The 17,601-nt window shown below is 49.9% G+C and carries 18 protein-coding genes; 15 read left to right on the top strand and 3 right to left on the bottom strand.

The window, feature by feature from the left end:
- From AC4IE7_RS06440 to AC4IE7_RS06420, 5 genes are all read left to right on the top strand, one after another.
- On the top strand, positions 1-302 hold a 302-nt coding region (locus tag AC4IE7_RS06440), incomplete at its 5' end, for a hypothetical protein (RefSeq protein WP_490775990.1).
- A gap of 272 nt (positions 303-574) precedes the next feature.
- Positions 575-2,095 carry a flippase gene (locus AC4IE7_RS06435; RefSeq protein WP_490775989.1) on the top strand — a complete coding sequence of 507 codons (1,521 nt, stop codon included), beginning with the start codon at positions 575-577 and terminating at the stop codon, positions 2,093-2,095.
- 91 nt (positions 2,096-2,186) lie between these two features.
- Positions 2,187-3,317 (top strand): glycosyltransferase family 4 protein, encoded by a 1,131-nt coding sequence (locus AC4IE7_RS06430; RefSeq protein WP_490775988.1) that lies wholly within the window; start codon positions 2,187-2,189, stop codon positions 3,315-3,317.
- Entirely contained in the window at positions 3,314-4,255 is a 942-nt protein-coding gene (locus tag AC4IE7_RS06425; RefSeq protein ID WP_490775987.1) for a UDP-glucose 4-epimerase family protein, read from the top strand. The genes AC4IE7_RS06430 and AC4IE7_RS06425 overlap by 4 nt, the downstream gene beginning before the upstream one ends.
- Positions 4,255-5,337 carry an MraY family glycosyltransferase gene (locus AC4IE7_RS06420; protein WP_490775986.1) on the top strand — a complete coding sequence of 361 codons (1,083 nt, stop codon included), beginning with the start codon at positions 4,255-4,257 and terminating at the stop codon, positions 5,335-5,337. Before AC4IE7_RS06425 ends, AC4IE7_RS06420 begins: the two co-directional genes overlap by 1 nt.
- Before the next feature lie 56 nt (positions 5,338-5,393).
- Here AC4IE7_RS06420 and AC4IE7_RS06415 read toward each other — a convergent pair whose 3' ends face one another.
- Positions 5,394-6,353: a glycosyltransferase family 2 protein gene (locus AC4IE7_RS06415; protein ID WP_490775985.1), complete on the bottom strand. Its 960-nt coding sequence runs from the start codon at positions 6,351-6,353 to the stop codon at positions 5,394-5,396.
- A gap of 563 nt (positions 6,354-6,916) precedes the next feature.
- Between AC4IE7_RS06415 and AC4IE7_RS06410 the strand changes: the two genes are divergently transcribed.
- The 6 genes from AC4IE7_RS06410 (at position 6,917) to AC4IE7_RS06385 (ending at position 12,585) form a co-directional block, all read left to right on the top strand.
- Entirely contained in the window at positions 6,917-7,351 is a 435-nt protein-coding gene (locus tag AC4IE7_RS06410; protein WP_490775984.1) for a globin, read from the top strand.
- Positions 7,352-7,459: 108 nt separating this feature from the next.
- Positions 7,460-10,042: a leucine--tRNA ligase gene (gene leuS / locus AC4IE7_RS06405; RefSeq protein ID WP_490775983.1), complete on the top strand. Its 2,583-nt coding sequence runs from the start codon at positions 7,460-7,462 to the stop codon at positions 10,040-10,042.
- Complete coding sequence (locus AC4IE7_RS06400) at positions 10,032-10,550, top strand: LPS-assembly lipoprotein LptE (RefSeq protein WP_490775982.1); 519 nt, start codon at positions 10,032-10,034, stop codon at positions 10,548-10,550. The genes leuS and AC4IE7_RS06400 overlap by 11 nt, the downstream gene beginning before the upstream one ends.
- Before the next feature lie 91 nt (positions 10,551-10,641).
- Positions 10,642-11,655: a DNA polymerase III subunit delta gene (gene holA, locus AC4IE7_RS06395; RefSeq protein ID WP_490775981.1), complete on the top strand. Its 1,014-nt coding sequence runs from the start codon at positions 10,642-10,644 to the stop codon at positions 11,653-11,655.
- Between the two features lie 165 nt (positions 11,656-11,820).
- Positions 11,821-12,069: an EF-hand domain-containing protein gene (locus tag AC4IE7_RS06390; protein WP_490775980.1), complete on the top strand. Its 249-nt coding sequence runs from the start codon at positions 11,821-11,823 to the stop codon at positions 12,067-12,069.
- A 261-nt stretch (positions 12,070-12,330) separates the two neighbouring features.
- The gene (locus tag AC4IE7_RS06385) at positions 12,331-12,585 is read left to right on the top strand and encodes a hypothetical protein (protein WP_490775979.1); all 255 of its coding nucleotides are present in this window, start codon (positions 12,331-12,333) and stop codon (positions 12,583-12,585) included.
- A gap of 21 nt (positions 12,586-12,606) precedes the next feature.
- On the opposite strand, the gene AC4IE7_RS06380 is transcribed toward AC4IE7_RS06385, so the two are convergent.
- Positions 12,607-13,128, bottom strand: coding sequence for a retroviral-like aspartic protease family protein (locus AC4IE7_RS06380; RefSeq protein WP_490775978.1), 522 nt, complete (start codon positions 13,126-13,128; stop codon positions 12,607-12,609).
- A 480-nt stretch (positions 13,129-13,608) separates the two neighbouring features.
- On the opposite strand from AC4IE7_RS06380, the gene AC4IE7_RS06375 reads away from it, so the two are divergent.
- From AC4IE7_RS06375 to AC4IE7_RS06360, 4 genes are all read left to right on the top strand, one after another.
- Positions 13,609-14,883 (top strand): glutamate-5-semialdehyde dehydrogenase, encoded by a 1,275-nt coding sequence (locus AC4IE7_RS06375; protein ID WP_490775977.1) that lies wholly within the window; start codon positions 13,609-13,611, stop codon positions 14,881-14,883.
- A gap of 5 nt (positions 14,884-14,888) precedes the next feature.
- Entirely contained in the window at positions 14,889-15,515 is a 627-nt protein-coding gene (nadD, locus tag AC4IE7_RS06370) for a nicotinate-nucleotide adenylyltransferase (RefSeq protein ID WP_490775976.1), read from the top strand.
- 160 nt (positions 15,516-15,675) lie between these two features.
- Positions 15,676-16,035, top strand: coding sequence for a ribosome silencing factor (gene rsfS / locus AC4IE7_RS06365; protein WP_490775975.1), 360 nt, complete (start codon positions 15,676-15,678; stop codon positions 16,033-16,035).
- An 8-nt stretch (positions 16,036-16,043) separates the two neighbouring features.
- Entirely contained in the window at positions 16,044-17,012 is a 969-nt protein-coding gene (locus tag AC4IE7_RS06360; protein ID WP_490775974.1) for a helix-turn-helix transcriptional regulator, read from the top strand.
- 86 nt (positions 17,013-17,098) lie between these two features.
- Here the strand turns inward: AC4IE7_RS06360 and AC4IE7_RS06355 are convergent, their stop codons facing one another.
- Positions 17,099-17,344, bottom strand: a complete 246-nt coding sequence (locus AC4IE7_RS06355) for a hypothetical protein (protein ID WP_490775973.1) — start codon at positions 17,342-17,344, stop codon at positions 17,099-17,101.
- Positions 17,345-17,601 lie beyond the last annotated feature (257 nt).

Below are 17,601 nucleotides of genomic sequence, written 5' to 3'. Positions count from 1 at the left end.
GGCATGGCCCCACCCTACGCCTAAACGGAGAGGTAGGGTGGGGCCATGCCCCACCGAGTAGTCAAGTGGATCAACTGGTGAGGGTGGTGGCAAGTTTCGAGGTGCCTGCAGAGGTCCGTTGGATACTGATTATATTCCTATGCCAATATCCGCTCTCCTTACAAGAGAGTTTTTGTGGTGGGGCATGGCCCCACCCTACGCCTAAACGGAGAGGTAGGGTGGGGCCATGCCCCACCGAGTGGTCAAGTCGCTCAACTGGTGAGGGTGGTGGCAAGTTTCAACGTGACTGCAGGGGGTGGTAATGTTACTCCTCAGGATGCAGCTGATGCGCTTCAGCCACTACTTGCTGATAGCTAGCTGGCTACTATCTAGTGTGGTGCACCACACTAGCTATTCATGGCATTTTGAAAATCCAGACACCGTTCGATAGCTCAAGATTTTATGAAATGCCACACCATCCAAAGTGTCGCTATGCTGGAGTAGGTGACACCATCCGATTTACTTTGTATTGCCAGATCAGGCCAAATGGTGAAATTTGGTTCTTTGCAGGTGGTTGAACCATAATAGAGATCCGATGAACATTAGACAGAAAGAACTCACAAGTGGCAGTCGTCTGGCTAAAAATATCATCTGGAATCTTGTCAGCGTGCTGGTGCCTTTCCTGGTTGCCATTGTCACTATCCCCATTCTTATTGATGAGATCGGTAAAGAGCGATTTGGTTTGCTGGCGATCAGTTGGATGTTTGTTGGCTATTTCAGTCTTTTTGATTTTGGCCTGAGTCGTGCTCTGAGTGTATTGGTAGCCAAATATCTGGGTGAGGAGCGGGAGTCGGAAATCCCTGGATTGGTCTGGACAGCCCTGACTTTGATGGCAGTGCTAGGGGTGTTTGGGTTTGGGGTGATTCTTATACTCTCCCCCTGGTTGGTGGGAGAGGTACTCAATGTTCCTCCAGCGCTTAAAGAAGAGACACTCAATGCGTTTTATCTTTTGTCCGCGTCGATGCCGTTGGTAATTACAACGGTTGGATTGCGTGGTGTAGTCGCAGCCTATCAGCGCTTTGATCTGCTGACTGCAATCAGAATTCCGATGGGAATGTGGACCTTTCTTGGACCGGTGGCAGTTCTACCCTTTTCAAACAGTCTCTATCCGATTGTGGCCGTTTTAGTGTTTGGCAGGATGTTGGCTACCATTGCCCATCTGATTCTCATGTTTCATGTCGTACCCGGCATCAGACAACACTATCTGTACGATAAGAAGCAGGTCAGGCCTCTGTTGGGTTTTGGGGGATGGATGACGGTCAGTAATATGGCGGTACCCCTGATGGTGTCAATGGACCGTTTTGTTATCGGTGCGGTGTTGACGGTTACTGCAGTTGCTTTCTATACGACACCTTATGAGATTGTTTCACGATTGCTGGTTATTCCCACCGCTGTTGTTGCAGTTCTGCTGCCTGCTCAGTCGACCACACTGGCGAGAGGGGGAGGGATGGATCGGCAACACTCGGCGCGACTGTTCGATAAAGGGCTCAGTTATATCTCCATTGCACTGTTTCCACTGATTATGGTGATTATCGCTTTCTCATTTGACGGACTGAATTTGTGGGTGGGGCAGGAGTTTGCTGAGAATGGCTATCTGGTGATGCAATGGCTGGGTGTTGGTGTGTTCTTCTATGGCATGTCACTGGTTCCATTTTCTCTGGTGCAATCAGCCGGCTATCCACAGTGGTCTGCCAAGCTACATTTGTTGGAGCTGCCCCTCTACCTGGCAGGACTCTGGTGGGCGCTATCTGAATTCGGTATTTTAGGTGCTGCAATAGTGTGGACAATCAGAGCCTTTGTAGATGCCTTGGCACTATACGTCATGGCCCTGTTACTGATTCCTGAGTGTCGTGCTTCTACAAAGCGGTTTGCCTTGGCACTGCTTGCTGCAGTCACTCTATTTTTACTCGCCGCTCAACTTGAAGCTTTTTACATTAAGGCGCTCTTCACCTCAGTTACACTGCTGTTGTTCAGTTTCATGGTTTGGCGCTATGTTTTCGAAAATAGTGAACGTGCCTGGGTTCTGCGTGCGTTGCGTGTGGAGCGGGCAGAGTGAAACTATTCTTCAGGCACAGACAGGCTGAATACGACATACTTAGTCGCCGGGTCAATTACTGGCTCTAGATAGATAAAGTGGTTCCCTAACAATGAAACATCAACTTCTGCTCTTTGTTGTCAATGACGCCGGTTTTTTTCTCTCGCACCGGCTTCCTCTGGCAATTGCTGCCCGTGAAAGGGGGTATAGAGTCGCGGTGGCCACGCCTGAAGGTGATGGGGTTGAGCAGATCGAGGCTGAGGGTTTTCGACACTATGCTGTCTCTCTGAGTCGTAGTGGGGCAAATCCACTTGCTGAAATTAAAACCATCCGGGGTTTATATAGACTCTATAGCAGCTTGCAGCCGACGCTGGTTCATCATGTCACAATCAAACCCGTGCTTTATGGCACCCTCGCGGCACGTATCGCTAAAGTGCCTGCGGTGGTGAATGCTATCTCAGGACTTGGTTTTGTTTTTCTTGCCCGGGGTTGGTTCAGCTCATTTGCCAGGGCTGCGGTTTTAAACAGCTACCGTTGGCTTTTTTCCCGTGAGCGTCTTTGGGTTATTGTGCAGAACCAGGATGACTACCACTATCTTCTTGATGAGGGGTGCCTTAGTCAGGAGAAAATTGAATTGATAAGAGGTTCAGGAGTCGATCTGATCCAGTTCAAGATGAGTCCTGAGCAGAGTGGGGTACCTTTAGTGGTGCTGCCTGCGCGTATGCTTTGGGATAAGGGTGTTGGAGAATTTGTCGCTGCGGCGCAGAAACTGCACGCAAGAGGTGTCAAAGCACGCTTTGCCCTGGTTGGTGGTATCGACCCAAGTAATCCCAAATCGGTTTCGGCGAAGAAGCTGGCTGAATGGGCCCGAGAGCATGATGTTGAGTGGTGGGGAAATCGTCAGGATATGTCTGCGGTTTTTCGTTGTGCCAACATCATCTGCCTGCCCTCCTACAGAGAGGGATTGCCAAAGGTGTTGCTGGAGGCCGCATCGAGTGGTCGCGCAATAGTCACTACGGATGTTCCGGGCTGTCGTGAAGTGGTGGTTGATGGGGAGAATGGTCTATTGGTTCCTGCGCGGCAGAGTGAGCCGTTGGCCGATGCTCTGTTTAAATTGATCGATCAGCAAGATCTTCGGCAGAGCATGGGTGAGAAAAGCAGGCTGATGGCTGAGGCCGAGTTTTCAATTAACACGGTGGTCGAACAGCATATGTCGATCTATCAGAAGGCACTGGAGTCATGAAAAAGGTATTGGTCACTGGGGCCAGTGGCTTTGTGGGCACTCAACTCTGCCCCTTTCTGATCAGTCAGGGATATGATGTGCGGGCCGGGATGCGCGAGAAAAAAACTGATTGGACGATCTGTGAGCAGGCGGTGTTAGGTGAGATCACAGCTGCCACTGATTGGCGCAAGGCGCTTGAGGGTGTCGATGTAGTGGTTCATTTGGCCGGGCGCGCCCATGTGATGCGGGAATCCACGGGTGATCCCTTAACCTTGTTCCGCAAGGTGAATGTGGAGGGTAGTCGTAGTTTGGCGCGTCAGGCAGCTGAGGCTGGGGTGAAACGTCTGATCTATTTGAGCAGTATCAAGGTCAATGGAGAGCGAAGCACTGACCATCCATTGGCCGCTGATGATCCTGCGGCGCCGGAAGATGCCTATGGGCAATCTAAATGGGAGGCTGAGCAGCTATTGAGGGAGATAACCGCAGAAGCGGATATGGAGTTGGTGATTCTGCGTCCGGTGTTGGTCTATGGGCCTGGCGTTAAGGGAAATATGCAGAGCCTTGTGGGTTGGATTCGCAAAGGCCTGCCCCTGCCTCTGGGGCGAGTTGAAAACCGCCGTAGCCTGGTCAGCATTGAAAACCTGCTCGACTTTATTGCCATCAGCCTGGATCACACCGGGGCGGCCGGTGAGGTATTTTTAGTTGCGGATGGTGAGGATCTTTCCACGCCGCAATTAATCCGCAAGCTTGCCCAGGCCATCGGAGTTACTCCGCGCCTGATTCCAGTGCCTATGATGTTGTTACGTCTATTGGGACAAGTGACTGGCCGCTCATCTGCTATTGACCGCCTATGCGGAAATCTACAGGTCGATATCAGTAAAAACAGAAGGGTGTTGGGTTGGACGCCTAAAGTTACCGTTGAGGCGGCGCTGAAGGAAATGGTAAGGCAGTCGAATTGATGGCGCGTTATGTGGAATGGTTCTACTTGGCTGGAGTGGTGTTTATCCTCTCCGTACTCTTGACCTGGGTGCTACGCTACTATGCTCTACAGCGTGGTTTGATGGACAATCCAAACAGCCGTAGCTCACATCTGACAGCAACCCCCCGTGGGGGCGGGCTTGCTTTTGTGCTGATCTTTTTAGCTCTGCTGCTATGGGCGAAGCGCTTCTATACAGGCAGCCTGCAGGGTATTGCGCCTCTCGATATGGTGTTGCTTGCCGGTGGTGGAGTGGTGGCGTTGATCGGATTTATCGATGACCACAGAGATCTCTCGGCCCGTTTACGAATCCTGGTTCATTTCGCTGCGGCTGGGTTAGCGATCTGGCTGGTGGGAACGCCGCCGCTCTCCCTCGGGAGCTGGATTGTAGCTGAGAGTTGGTGGCTCAGTGTGCTGTTTGTGCTGATGCTGGTCTGGCTGTTGAATCTCTATAATTTCATGGATGGTATCGATGGTATAGCCAGTATGCAGGCGATCACGGTGCTCAGCAGCGCTTCGTTAATTCTTATCCTGAATAGTGCTGAGCTGCAGATTGTTCTGTGGTTGATGCTGCTTGCCACGGGTGTGGCCGGTTTTTTGGTATGGAACTGGGCACCGGCAAAAATTTTTATGGGGGATGCAGCCAGTGGTTTCTTGGGTTTCTCTCTAGGTGTGTTCGCCTGTTTCAGTGCGATCCACTATCCCATCGCCTTCTGGAGTTGGATAATTCTGTTGGCTCTTTTCATAGCAGATGCAAGCTGGACACTGGGCGTGAGGGCGTTGAATGGGGAGAAATGGTATCAACCTCATGCCAAACACGCCTATCAGATCGCAGCAAGATACCGTCAGGCACAGCTTGAAGCGGATGGATTGGCGCCAGAGCAGGCCCGTGCCGGGGCCCATAAATGGGTCGTTTTGCTGGGGTTGCTGATCAATTTGCTCTGGTTGACCCCTTTGGCCTGGCTCGCCTCTTTTAAGCCGGTTTATGGGGTTCTTCTGGTGGTGGTGGCCTATATGCCTCTATTTTTCATGGCGTGGCGAGTGGGGGCGGGAAAATCCCGCTGATCTTATTTTTCATCTCTCACTCTTGCATAGGCTGATACTTGCCCTGTGCAGAATCACTAATCCCGGATATTCGATCGAGGCTCAGACTCCAGTTTTCTCAATCGATACTGTACCTCTTCAAGCAGCTTTCTGTTGACGCTCAACAGATCAGCAATAAATGCCACTAAAAAAGTCTGGAAGCCAATACCCATCATGACACCAGCCAGGACGACAGATTGAATATGTCCTGAGCCATCTCCTGTCAGGTAGTAGTAGAGATATCGTAATCCGAGCACCATTCCCAAGCTGAACAGCACAAGGCCGATCGCCAGGAAAAAGCGAAAAGGTTTGTAGACGACAAAGATTCTGAGAATGGTGATGATCGATTTCTTAATGTAGCTGCTGATGCTCTTTACCAGCTTCGAGGGTCTCAGGTCCTCATTGACCTCAACAGGTACAGAGGTAACGGCCATCTGTTTCATACCGGCCTGGATGATGGTTTCCAGGGTATAGGTATATTCATTGAAAACGTTCAGTTTCATCGCCGCCTCACGGCTGAAGGCGCGAAAACCGCTGGGCGCGTCGGGGATGTCGGTGTGGCTGACCTTGCGCACTACGCTACTGCCCAGGTGCTGCAACATCTTCTTTGTAAAGGAAAAATGTTCGATCATATGGATAGGACGGGCGCCAATGACCATGTCCGCCTTGCCATCGACAATGGGTTTGGTTAAGTCGGGTATATAGCTGGCATTGTACTGATTGTCGGCATCCGTATTGACGATGACATCTGCGCCTTGCTTTACGCAGGCATCCAGCCCCAGCATGAAGCCTCTGGCCAGCCCCTGGTTTTTGGTATATCCCACCACATGGTCAACCCCGTTTTCCAACGCCACTTTGCGCGTATCGTCTGAGCTGCCATCGTCGATGATCAACCATTCAACCTGATCGAAACCGGGCACCTCTCGGGGCAGCTCTGCCAGAGCTACCGCCAGGGTTTGTTCTTCGTTATAGCAGGGAATCTGTATTATCAGCTTCATTAATTAAGCTCTTGCTGGTTTTAATTATCAGTTCTTGTGCAATGGGTCATAGCGCAGTACAGATCAGTTTTACAACTCATTCCGGCGAGCGCAGGCTTCGGGGCAATCTCTTGCGAATGTATACCACTAAGAAAGCTTGGGTTAATTTTGCCCTGATTTAACGATATTCTTAATCTCAGTGCTAATAGTAACACTTGTTGATACGAATGCATGAGTCAGTTGATGTTTGGGGCAGGGTAGCTGAAGTCAGATGCTTTTGTCAGCTAAGGCTTTGTTGCTGCACGATAAAATTTCTTGTCATAAAGAATTGCCAAGAGATTGTTGGTAGAGTCTTATCGTTGAATTGGGGGCGCCAGGGTATTAAACAATGATAAGGCCCTATTAATTTACGCCTGAATGGCTGATTTTTATGCCGGCGTTTTCTCTCTCCCGGCTTATTGAATCATTGTTAAATTTGGTGACCTGTATGGCAAAAGTTACATTCTTTTATGAATTCACGGACATAATGGGAAAAGTTCTAGCCATTTGTGCCGTTAAGAGTGAACAGGTCACAGGCGAGTAGTATGTCCACCATTTCACAAGATAATTTAAAACGCTTTCAGCAAAGTCTCAGACGGGTAAGCCAGAAAGAGGGTTTTTACGAGAGCTTTTATGAGTATTTCATTGCTCAGTCGGACGAAATGGCGAAGATTTTTCATAATCGCAATATGGCTCAACTGATACATAAACTTAAAGAGACGCTGCAAATGGTGGACGATGTAGTGGCGGGGAAGCCTGGCGTGGTGCTCTATATGGAGATGCTCGGCCGCATTCATACCCGTCTTAAGGTTGAGCGCCGACATCTGGATATGTGGACAGATGCGCTGATGAGCACGGTGAAGTCCTACGATGATGAGTATGACAGTCAGGTTCATGCGGCATGGATCGAGGCGATCGAAATGGTTACCAGCTTCATGTATCCGCAAGAGGAACAGGTCAACCTCGCAGCCATGCAATAATCATTTAGCAACGAATTTACCGAGCACCACACTAGAGCTCTTTCTGTCCGAAGCTGGCTGGGGTATCCTTCCGCGATTGTAGTTTTCAATCTTAATTCGGGCCTGACCATGCAGAATCAATACGATCCAGCCACCCTGGAGGCTGAGGTCCAGTCATACTGGGTAAACAGCAAAACCTTCGAAGTCACCGAGGATCCGGAGAAGGAGAAATTCTATTGTCTCTCCATGTTCCCCTATCCTAGCGGCAAGCTCCATATGGGGCATGTGCGCAACTACACCATCGGTGATGTCATCGCTCGCTATCAGCGTATGTTGGGAAAAAATGTCCTGCAACCCATGGGGTGGGATGCATTTGGTCTTCCCGCAGAGAATGCCGCACTGAAAAACCGGGTAGCCCCTGCTGGATGGACATACGAAAACATAGACTACATGAAGCAGCAGCTGAAACGGCTCGGCTTCGGCTATGACTGGCAACGTGAACTGGCGACCTGTCAGCCTGAATACTACAAATGGGAGCAGTGGCTATTCACCGAGCTCTACAAAAAAGGGCTGGTGTATAGAAAGCATGCGGTAGTCAATTGGGATCCGGTTGATCAGACGGTTCTGGCCAACGAACAGGTGATCGATGGTCGGGGTTGGCGTTCAGGCGCTTTGGTGGAGCGTCGCGAAATCCCTCAGTGGTTCATCAAGATCACCGAATATGCCGATGAGCTGCTGGAGGAGATTGACCGGCTTGAGGATTGGCCCGACCAGGTACGAACCATGCAGCGTAACTGGATAGGTCGCTCCTTTGGCGTACAGATGGATTTCGGCATCGAGGGAGGTGATGATCTTTTGACGATCTATACCACCCGCCCGGATACCCTGATGGGTGTCACCTATGTGGCGGTAGCGGCTGAGCATCCTCTGGCGTTGCGCGCTGCAGAACAGAATCCGGCACTGGCCGAATTTATCGAAGAGTGCCGCCAGGGTGGCACTTCCGAAGCAGAACTGGAGACAATCGAGAAAAAGGGCATGCTGCTTGGTATCAATGCGGTCCATCCAGTAAGTGGCGAGCTTGTGCCTGTCTATGCAGCCAATTTCGTATTGATGACCTATGGTACCGGTGCCGTGATGGCAGTACCTGGACATGATGAACGGGATCACGCCTTTGCTCGAAAATATGGTATCCAGATCAAACAGGTCATTCAGCCAAAGGATGGCTCAAGTCTGGACATCCAAGCCGAGGCCTATACCGAAAAGGGTGTTTTAATGGATTCCGGGCCGTTCAGTGGTCAGACTTCCGAGGATGCCTTTGAGACTATCTCTGAGTGGCTGCAGGCCAGGGGTAAAGGGGGTAAGAGTAAAAATTATCGTCTGCGGGATTGGGGTGTTTCCCGTCAGCGATACTGGGGCGCGCCGATCCCGATGATTCATTGTGATCACTGCGGTATTGTGCCAGTGCCTCTGAAAGACCTGCCGGTACGATTACCCGAAGATATCGTCTACGACGAAAACACCATCAATCCGATCAAGGACAATCCCGAGTTCTCTGCCTGCAGTTGCCCTGAATGCGGTGGAGATGCCCAGCGGGAGACCGATACCTTCGACACCTTTATGGAGTCGAGTTGGTACTATGCCCGCTACACCAGTCCTGGTGCTGACAAGATGCTGGATCAGCGTGCTGACTACTGGTTGCCTGTGGATCAGTATGTCGGAGGTATAGAGCATGCCGTTTTGCATCTTCTGTATGCCCGTTTCTACCACAAGCTGATGCGTGATGCAGGCCTGGTAAAGAGTGATGAGCCTTTTACACGTCTGCTGACACAAGGCATGGTTGTGGCCGATACCTACTATCGTGACCAGTCAGATGGGAGTAAACACTGGTACAACCCGACTGAGGTCGATGTCAGTTGTGACGACAAGGGACGCCCTCTGAGTGCCACACTCAAAGAGGATGCCGGGTCTGTGGAGATTGGTGGCATTGAAAAGATGTCAAAGTCGAAGAACAACGGTGTCGATCCCCAGACGCTCATCGACCGCTACGGCTCAGACACGGTCAGGCTCTATACCATGTTCACCTCTCCACCGGATCAATCCCTGGAGTGGAGTGATGATGGTGTGGAAGGGGCTTATCGTTTCGTAAAGCGTCTGTGGGCGCTGGCAGAGACCAATCATGATCAACTCTCCCAGCCTTTAGCTGCGGATATCGATTATGACGATAGCCAGAAAGAGGCACGAAGAGAGCTGCATGAGTTGTTGAAAAAGGCGCTCTATGACTATCAGAGGCAGCGTTTCAATAATGTGGTTTCAGCCTGCATGGGAATGACCAACATTCTCTATAAACTGGGAGATTCAAGCGCAGACCTGGCAATTGTCAAAGAGGGGCTCTCCCTGGTATTGAGGCTGTTGGCGCCGATAGCACCCCACGTCACCCACCATCTATGGGGAGCACTGGGTTTTGGTGAAGAGATACTTGAGAGTGAGTGGCCACAACCCGATGAGCAGGCACTGAAGCAGGAGAGTCTGCCATATGTAGTGCAGGTCAATGGTAAGGTGCGTGCCACCATACAGGTGGCTGCAGATGCAGATAAATCGGCCGTTGAAAAGATCGCCCTCGAGAATGAGAATGTGAAGCGATTCATTGGCGACAGCACAGTCAGAAAAGTGATTGTGGTGCCAAATAAACTGGTCAATGTTGTTGCTAAATAAGCTCATTATGCGAGGTAGGGTCAGCAGCTGCATAGTCGGGGCTGTTTTGCTTGTTTTGCTGAATGGTTGTGGATTTCACCTGAAGGGCTACGCGCAACCGTCCGCAGCACTGAACGGCCTCTACATAGTCGGCGGTAATGAGCAGCAGACGCTTGCAGGCGTATTGCAGAGTGATCTGCTGGCCGGAGGAGTTATTCTGGCAGCAGATAAAGCCTCGGCAAAATACGCCTTTCAGGTGCTTCAGGAGAAGTTCTCAAGCCGGGTTCTCTCTGTAGATGCCAATGGCAAGGCCCTGGATAATGAACTGCGTCTTCAAGCCAAAGTCCGGCTCACCTCTCCCGGCGTCGGTAACAAGCCCCATGAAGAGCAGTTGCAGCTGGTCAGGCAGCTCAGTTTCAGTGGTAGCGACGAACTTGGCCAAAGAAATGAAACAAGATTAATGAAGAGCGATATGCGTCGGGATTTATCGGCGCAGATCATTCGGCGGCTGGAAGCCGGGTTAAGATAGTGGTTAACCTTCAAGTAGGATGTTTTGAACTCTTACCTGCAGCCATCGACACTGAGGATGAAATGGCACGATTACTTGCCGACAACTGCTCATGAGACTTCGCAACGATCAACTCACTGCACAATTGAAACGCAATTTGGCGCCTCTCTATCTGCTCAGCGGGGACGAGCCTCTGCAAATGATGGAGGCCACAGATGAGATTCGATCGGCGGCCCGGGATCAGGGGTATACCGAACGGGAGGTATTGGATCAGGGTAGTGGTTTCGATTGGTCAGCACTCAATGTGGCCGCTGAAAGTCTCTCTCTGTTTGGGGATCGTCGCATTTTGGAGTTACGTCTGAGCAGTGCCAAGCTGGGTGCTGAAGGGGGCAAGGCGTTGACTGCATATTGCCAACGTCCAGCAGAGGATACGGTGCTTTTGGTCACCCTTCCGAAGCTGGAAAAGGTGCAGATGAAAAGTAAGTGGCTGCAAGCCGTTGAACAACTGGGGGTGGTTATCCAGGTCTGGCCGGTAGAAGGGGGACGCCTGATTCCCTGGATAGAGCAACGTCTGCGCAAGGCCGGTCTGGTACCTGAAACAGGTGTGGTTGAGATGTTGGCAGATCGGGTTGAAGGTAATCTGCTTGCGGCCAGTCAGGAGATTGAAAAGCTCTTACTGCTGCAGGGTGAAGGGATCATCACTCAAGAGCAACTGGCCCGCTCAGTTGCCGATAGCGCCCGTTTCGATGTGTTTGGTTTTCTTGATACCTTAATGGTTGGAGAGGCCGCCAAAGGACTTCGTATGCTTTCTGCACTCAAGGCGGAGGGGGTGGCAGCGCCAGTTGTATTATGGGCATTCAGTCGTGAGATTCGTATGCTGGCAGAAATGGCCTGTGAATTAGAGCAAGGGCAAAACACAGCTCAGGTTATGGCAGCCTTCAGAGTTTGGGAAAAACGTAAACCAATTGTGAAAAAGGCGCTTTCCAATGGCCGTTCTCCGTATTGGCAGAACCTACTCATTAAGTGTTCAGAAGCTGATCAGGCGATCAAAGGTATTCGCAGAACTGATCCCTGGCTTGTATTGAAAAACCTGGCTCAAGGCGTTTCTGGTATTGCATGCTTGTGATGAGCTGCACAACCTTTGTTAAGAACTTAATGCCTGGGAAAGCTGTTCCTTTTCATTTGTGACTTCTGTCACCCAATTTTTTTCGTCGTCGTTGTCTCATCCCGTACAGAGGCCTCAATCAAGAGGGCTTTGATTTGAGAAAATATCATTAAAAGGAGATCGATGATGAAAACTATGACTATGAAAAAGATTATTGTAGGTTTGGCTGCGGCAGGTTTTTTTGCAGCGGTTAATGCTGCAGAAGAGGGCGCATTCACCAAACTTGACGCTAATGCTGATGGTTATATCTCAGCCGAAGAGTCCACAGCTGATGAAGGACTCTACAAGGATTGGGCTAAGGTAGATGCCAATGCTGACGGTCAGGTAGATGCTGCTGAATTCAGTGCATTCGAGTCTGCACCTCAGGCTCAGTAATTGAACAACTCATATTGAGTTGATGGTGGAATGCCGGTGACCAGATAGTTCTGGTCGCTGGATTATCACAGGGATTTGATGACTAATAAATTGACCCGAAATCCACAATTTACCTGAACCCTGTTAGGGAATTAAAATTGTGGAACTGTGATTCCTGTCACCGCAATAAGAGCCCATGCGGTGTCATATTTGGGTCACCAGAGGATCCACGTTGTTGATACGGACCTTTGGCCAAACTAAATATAATTCGTTAAGGAGAACATGATGAAAACTAAAACCATGAAAATGGCCGCAATGGCATTGGTTACAGCTGGATTTATCACCACTGCAGTAGCCGGTGAGGATGTCTTCACAGCATTGGATGCTAACGCTGATGGAACAATCTCTTCAGAAGAAGCGACTGCAAATGAAGCCCTATACAAAGGCTGGGAAGCTGCTGATGCTAATCAGGATGGCAGTGTTGATGCGGCTGAGTTCAGCGCATTTGAAGCCAGCGCTATGCCTGAAGCTAAATAATATAGCTTGAAATTGGCACCCCTAGTTAGGGGTTGAAATACCAGCGGCCAACTGTGTTGGTTGGTCACTGGTAGCCATTTCAGTCAGATTGCAATTGCTCAATTGAAGTTGGGGAGGCTCGGCGGAAAAAGTGAACGGAGCTGTCTTCAACAGAGCGCTCAAACCGAGAATCTGCCGTGTTTTACCAGGAAATACAGCTACTTCAACCTCTTCCAATAGGCATTTTTCTCCAATAAGCACATCGGACACGGTGTATACAGGCACCTGCATTTCTGCTCCGTTAGCCAGTACCCCCCTCAGATCTCGAAGATAGCGTGGGTTACCCACCGTTCTCAATTCAGCCAGTGTCGATTCATTAATGGTCATATAGCTTGAGCCGGTATCGACCATAAACTCGGATGCCGCCATGCTGCCGATTTTTCCTGAGATATAGAAGGTGTTAGCGCCTTTTGAGTGCATAGGAATATCGAACACAAACTGCTCTGCCCAGAGTTGTCCGGCATATCCAATTAGCACTACTGCACATAGTATGACTTTGTTCATTGTTTCAGGACCGTTATTTCATCGGCTGGTTGCTTACTACTAAGATCGGTAGAAATGGGCCGAACTTTAAATGTTTTGGTTATCGGTCGTGATATTTATTCCCGTGTAAGATACGAGGTATATCTCTTTTCTGGATTCACAATGAGCAGATCAACGGCATTTCACATCGATTTTTTGCTAAAACCTAAAAAAATCAGTTGACCGCTCCATTCTAATAGCAGGTACTAGATTTTGAAGAAAATAGCTACAATTCACATGGCCACCATTTGGGTGAATCATGCTAAAGCATGAATTGTACGATTGTGGCGGCGCATGGCGTCGTTGCGTGCCGTGCAGGGAGGCACAAGTGTCGCGGGCATAGGGATGTGCAAGAGTGACCCTTGTCCTGCACCACCACAAGCGCACACTTCACGCTGCCCAACTGATCTTTTTAGGTTAAAGTAATCAAAGCAATTCAGTAGAAAATGAGTTAAAAAAACAATGCTAGACAATAATATCTCCGACGTTGCCAGCTATATGGCTGGACTGGGTCAGCAGGCTCGTCTTGCCTCACGCACTCTGGCCGGAATACCAACAGCCAAAAAGAACAGTGCGCTTGAGGAAATAGCTGCTGAACTCGATAGAGCCAGAGATGGCTTAATGGTTGAGAATGAAAAGGATCTGCTCAATGGCAGGGAAAAAGGGCTCGACAGCGCCCTCTTGGATCGCTTGGAGCTGACTACAGCACGAATCGACAGCATGATCGAAGGTGTCCGTCAGATCGCAGCGTTGTCGGATCCGGTTGGCGAGATATTTGATATGAAATACCTGCCCAGCGGTATCCAGGTTGGGCGGATGAGAGTCCCTCTGGGGGTCGTCGGAATCATCTACGAGTCACGTCCGAATGTGACTGCCGATGCGGCTGCACTCTGCCTCAAGTCTGGAAATGCTGCGCTGCTGAGAGGCGGTTCAGAAGCCTATTACTCTAACCAGGCGATTGCCAAATGCATCAATAGTGCACTACGCAAGACAGGGTTGCCGGAAGCGGTGGTACAGGTCGTAGCGACGACTGATCGTGCAGCGGTAGGGGAGATGATTGCCATGCCGGAATATGTGGATGTCATTATTCCCCGGGGCGGAAAAGGATTGATCGAACGTATCAGCCGGGATGCCCGGGTGCCTGTAATCAAGCATCTGGACGGTATCTGCCATGTCTACGTTGACGATCAGGCTGATCTCACAAAAGCCTACGATGTCGCGATGAATTCGAAAACACATCGATATGGTACCTGTAACACCATGGAGACCCTGCTGGTGGCCGAGGGAGTGGCTGAGGATATTCTATCTAAACTCGCCCCATCTCTGGCAGAAAAGGGTGTAGAGCTTCGTGGTTGTTCCAAGAGTTGCAATCTGATCAAGAGCTGCATAGCAGCAACCGATGAGGATTGGGATACGGAATATCTGGCACCGATACTATCGATCAAGGTGGTTGATGGTCTGGATCAGGCGATTGAACATATCAATACACACAGCTCTCAACATACCGATGCGATAATCACAGAGAACTACACCCGAGCCAGACGATTTCTCACAGAAGTCGATTCCAGCTCTGTCATGGTGAATGCATCAACACGGTTCGCCGATGGATTTGAATATGGCTTAGGCGCTGAAATCGGCATCTCAACCGACAAGTTCCATGCCCGCGGGCCAGTCGGTCTGGAGGGGCTGACGTCGGTGAAATATATTGTTCTGGGTGACGGACATATCCGAAGCTGAAGCAGATGATAGGCATCTTTGGTGGTACCTTCGACCCCATACACTATGGGCATTTGCGCACAGCACTTGATGTGATGCAGGCAATAGATCTGGAGCAGATTCGATTTATTCCCCTGCATGGCCCGGTTCACCGTAATCCTCCCCAGGCCTCGCCTGAATTGAGACTGCAGATGGTTGAAGCCGCGATCGCCGGGCAGCAGGGTTTTGTTGCTGATGATCGAGAGTTAAAGCGAGCGGGGCCATCCTATACAGTAGATACACTCCTGGATTTACGGGAGGCTTTTCCGCATCAGACCCTCTGTTTGTTGATGGGTATGGATGCGTTTAATGGTTTTTCCAACTGGCATCGGCCAGATGAAATTCTACAATTGGCTCACCTGATTGTGATGAAAAGGCCAGGTGAAGATCAGTTGTCCTTAGCCTCTCAGAGCCTTCTGAAAAAAGCCCAAGGCCATGATAAATCAATGGTTAATCGGCGCTCCTCCGGGGTGATCCTGTTACAGACAGTGACCCAGCTTGATATATCGGCCACGAATATCCGCACTATGCTGAGTCAGGGCAAGCTGCCCCGGTACCTTATGCCTGAAGCGGTTATTGAGCTGATTTTAGCGCAAGGCCTGTATGAAAATTGATTGAGAGCTGGGGTATGTTGAGTTGAAATGGTGTGGAAATCGGCGTTTTCAGCCTATTTCCAGGCTATTCCTGTGAAGATCATAGAAAATTATTCCCCTCAATGGGTTATGATAGCTGTTATCAACCGGTCATTAGACAAAGCAACCGATATGGGACTCAATGCAGACAGAAGCACTTAGAGACATCGTTCTGGAAATCCTTGACGATATGAAAGCAAAGGATGTTGTGGTACTGGATGTACGTGGAAAAACCAGCATAACCGACATCATGATCATCGCCAGTGGAACCTCGGATCGTCACGTGAAATCGATTGCACAGAGTGTCGAGTTCAAGGCAAAGCAGTCAGGTGAAATGCCACTGGGAACAGAAGGGGTGGCGGATGGTGAGTGGGCGTTGGTGGATCTGAATGGCGTAGTGGTGCATGTCATGTTGCCAAAGGTACGCGATTTTTACCATCTGGAGCGGCTCTGGTCACTGGATGAACCTCAGAGTAAAAATCAAAACCTGGAATCAAACTGATAATCTGAATGGATCGGTTCGACCGAATCTTTGAACTCAATAGGATTTTCCAGGCAGCCCGCTATCCGGTCTCCCGTCAGCGGTTAGAGCAGGAACTGGAGTGTTCCAGGGCTACTGTGAAGCGTCTTATTGAAGAGATGCGGCTCTATTTGAATGCACCGATCGTCTACGATCGAAAACAAAATGGCTATCGATACGATGCCGCTGAAAGCGAGATGTATCAGCTGCCTGGCCTCTGGTTCAATGCCTCTGAGCTGCAGGCGCTACTGACAGTTCAACAACTGCTTGCAGATATTCAGCCCGGTCTGCTCGATAACCACCTTCAGCCCCTGCGGCGTAAAATTGACCAGCTATTGAGTCGCCAACCTGGACAGGCTGAACCCCTATCCCGCCATATTCGCCTGTTAAAAGCGGCTGCACGTCCCGCCGGCCCGCATTTAACGCTTTTTGCCTCTGCATTGTCTGCCGGGCATCGTGTCGACTTTAAATATTACAATCGTGGCACAGACGATTTTACTCAGCGGCAAGTCTCTCCCCAGCGCGTGACACTCTATAGGGATAACTGGTATCTCGATGCCTGGTGTCATTTGCGTGATGGTTTACGTACCTTTGCCTTGGATGCCATGAGTGAGGTAAATGAGTCTCAGCAGCAGTCAATTGAGGTGGATGAGAGCCAACTCGAGGCGCACTTCTCAGAGGCCTATGGCATCTTTTCAGGGCCTGCAAAGCATCAAGCGGTATTGCGGTTCAGTAAACAAAGGGCACGTTGGGTAGCGAATGAGCAGTGGCATCCACAACAAAAGAGTCAATGGCTTGAGGATGGTCGATACGAACTCAGCTTGCCCTATGCCAATCCAGAGGAACTGATTATGGACTTGATGCGCTATGGCGCAGATGTCGAAGTGGTATCCCCTGCTGAATTGCGCAAAGAGATCGAAACACGGTTTCGCCTGGCTGCTGCTGTATATAAGAATTGAATGGACCTGGATGGTAAGTGGCCGCAGAACAAGCCAGGAACCGACGTTCTGTTTAGCCAAGGGTGCCCTTAATTGCTAGAGGCAGTTCAACACTTTTTCATGAGTTGCATGTAGCGACGCAGTGCCTTCTTTCGCTGAGTATGAAGAATCTTGATCTTGGTAGAGAGGCGCTTTCGTTTGCGCTTGTCTTTTTCCTTGGGTAACTCTTTTTTGGCAGCTCGTTCCTGTTTTTTCATCTTTTTCAACAGGTCTGCAATTCGTTCAGGTTTAAGCTTCTTATGGTCGCGATCAAGCAGACGAAATATTTTAGATATTAATTTCTCTGTGGACATGACGTCTACCTCTAGGATGCCGGGTGTCGGCTATATCGCGTTGTCTTTTTACAAGGATGGTCTTCATATAGCTTAAAGTATGTAATAATTATAGTTTAAGTTGTGTTTTCCAGAACACTTGCTAGTTTATAGTAGGTTGTCTCTTTATTAGTTCAGCTTGTTCCTCTGGTGGAAACCGGCGATCTAGTTCTAGAAATAGTTGAGCCTAATACAAGTGAGTGTCATTTGAGGGGTCCGCACAACACAGGCAGATTTTT

Source organism: Candidatus Thiodiazotropha sp. AKAK3, from assembly GCF_058244645.1.
The sequence above is the reverse complement of the archived record's forward strand: the minus strand, read 5'-3'. Positions and strand labels throughout refer to the sequence as shown.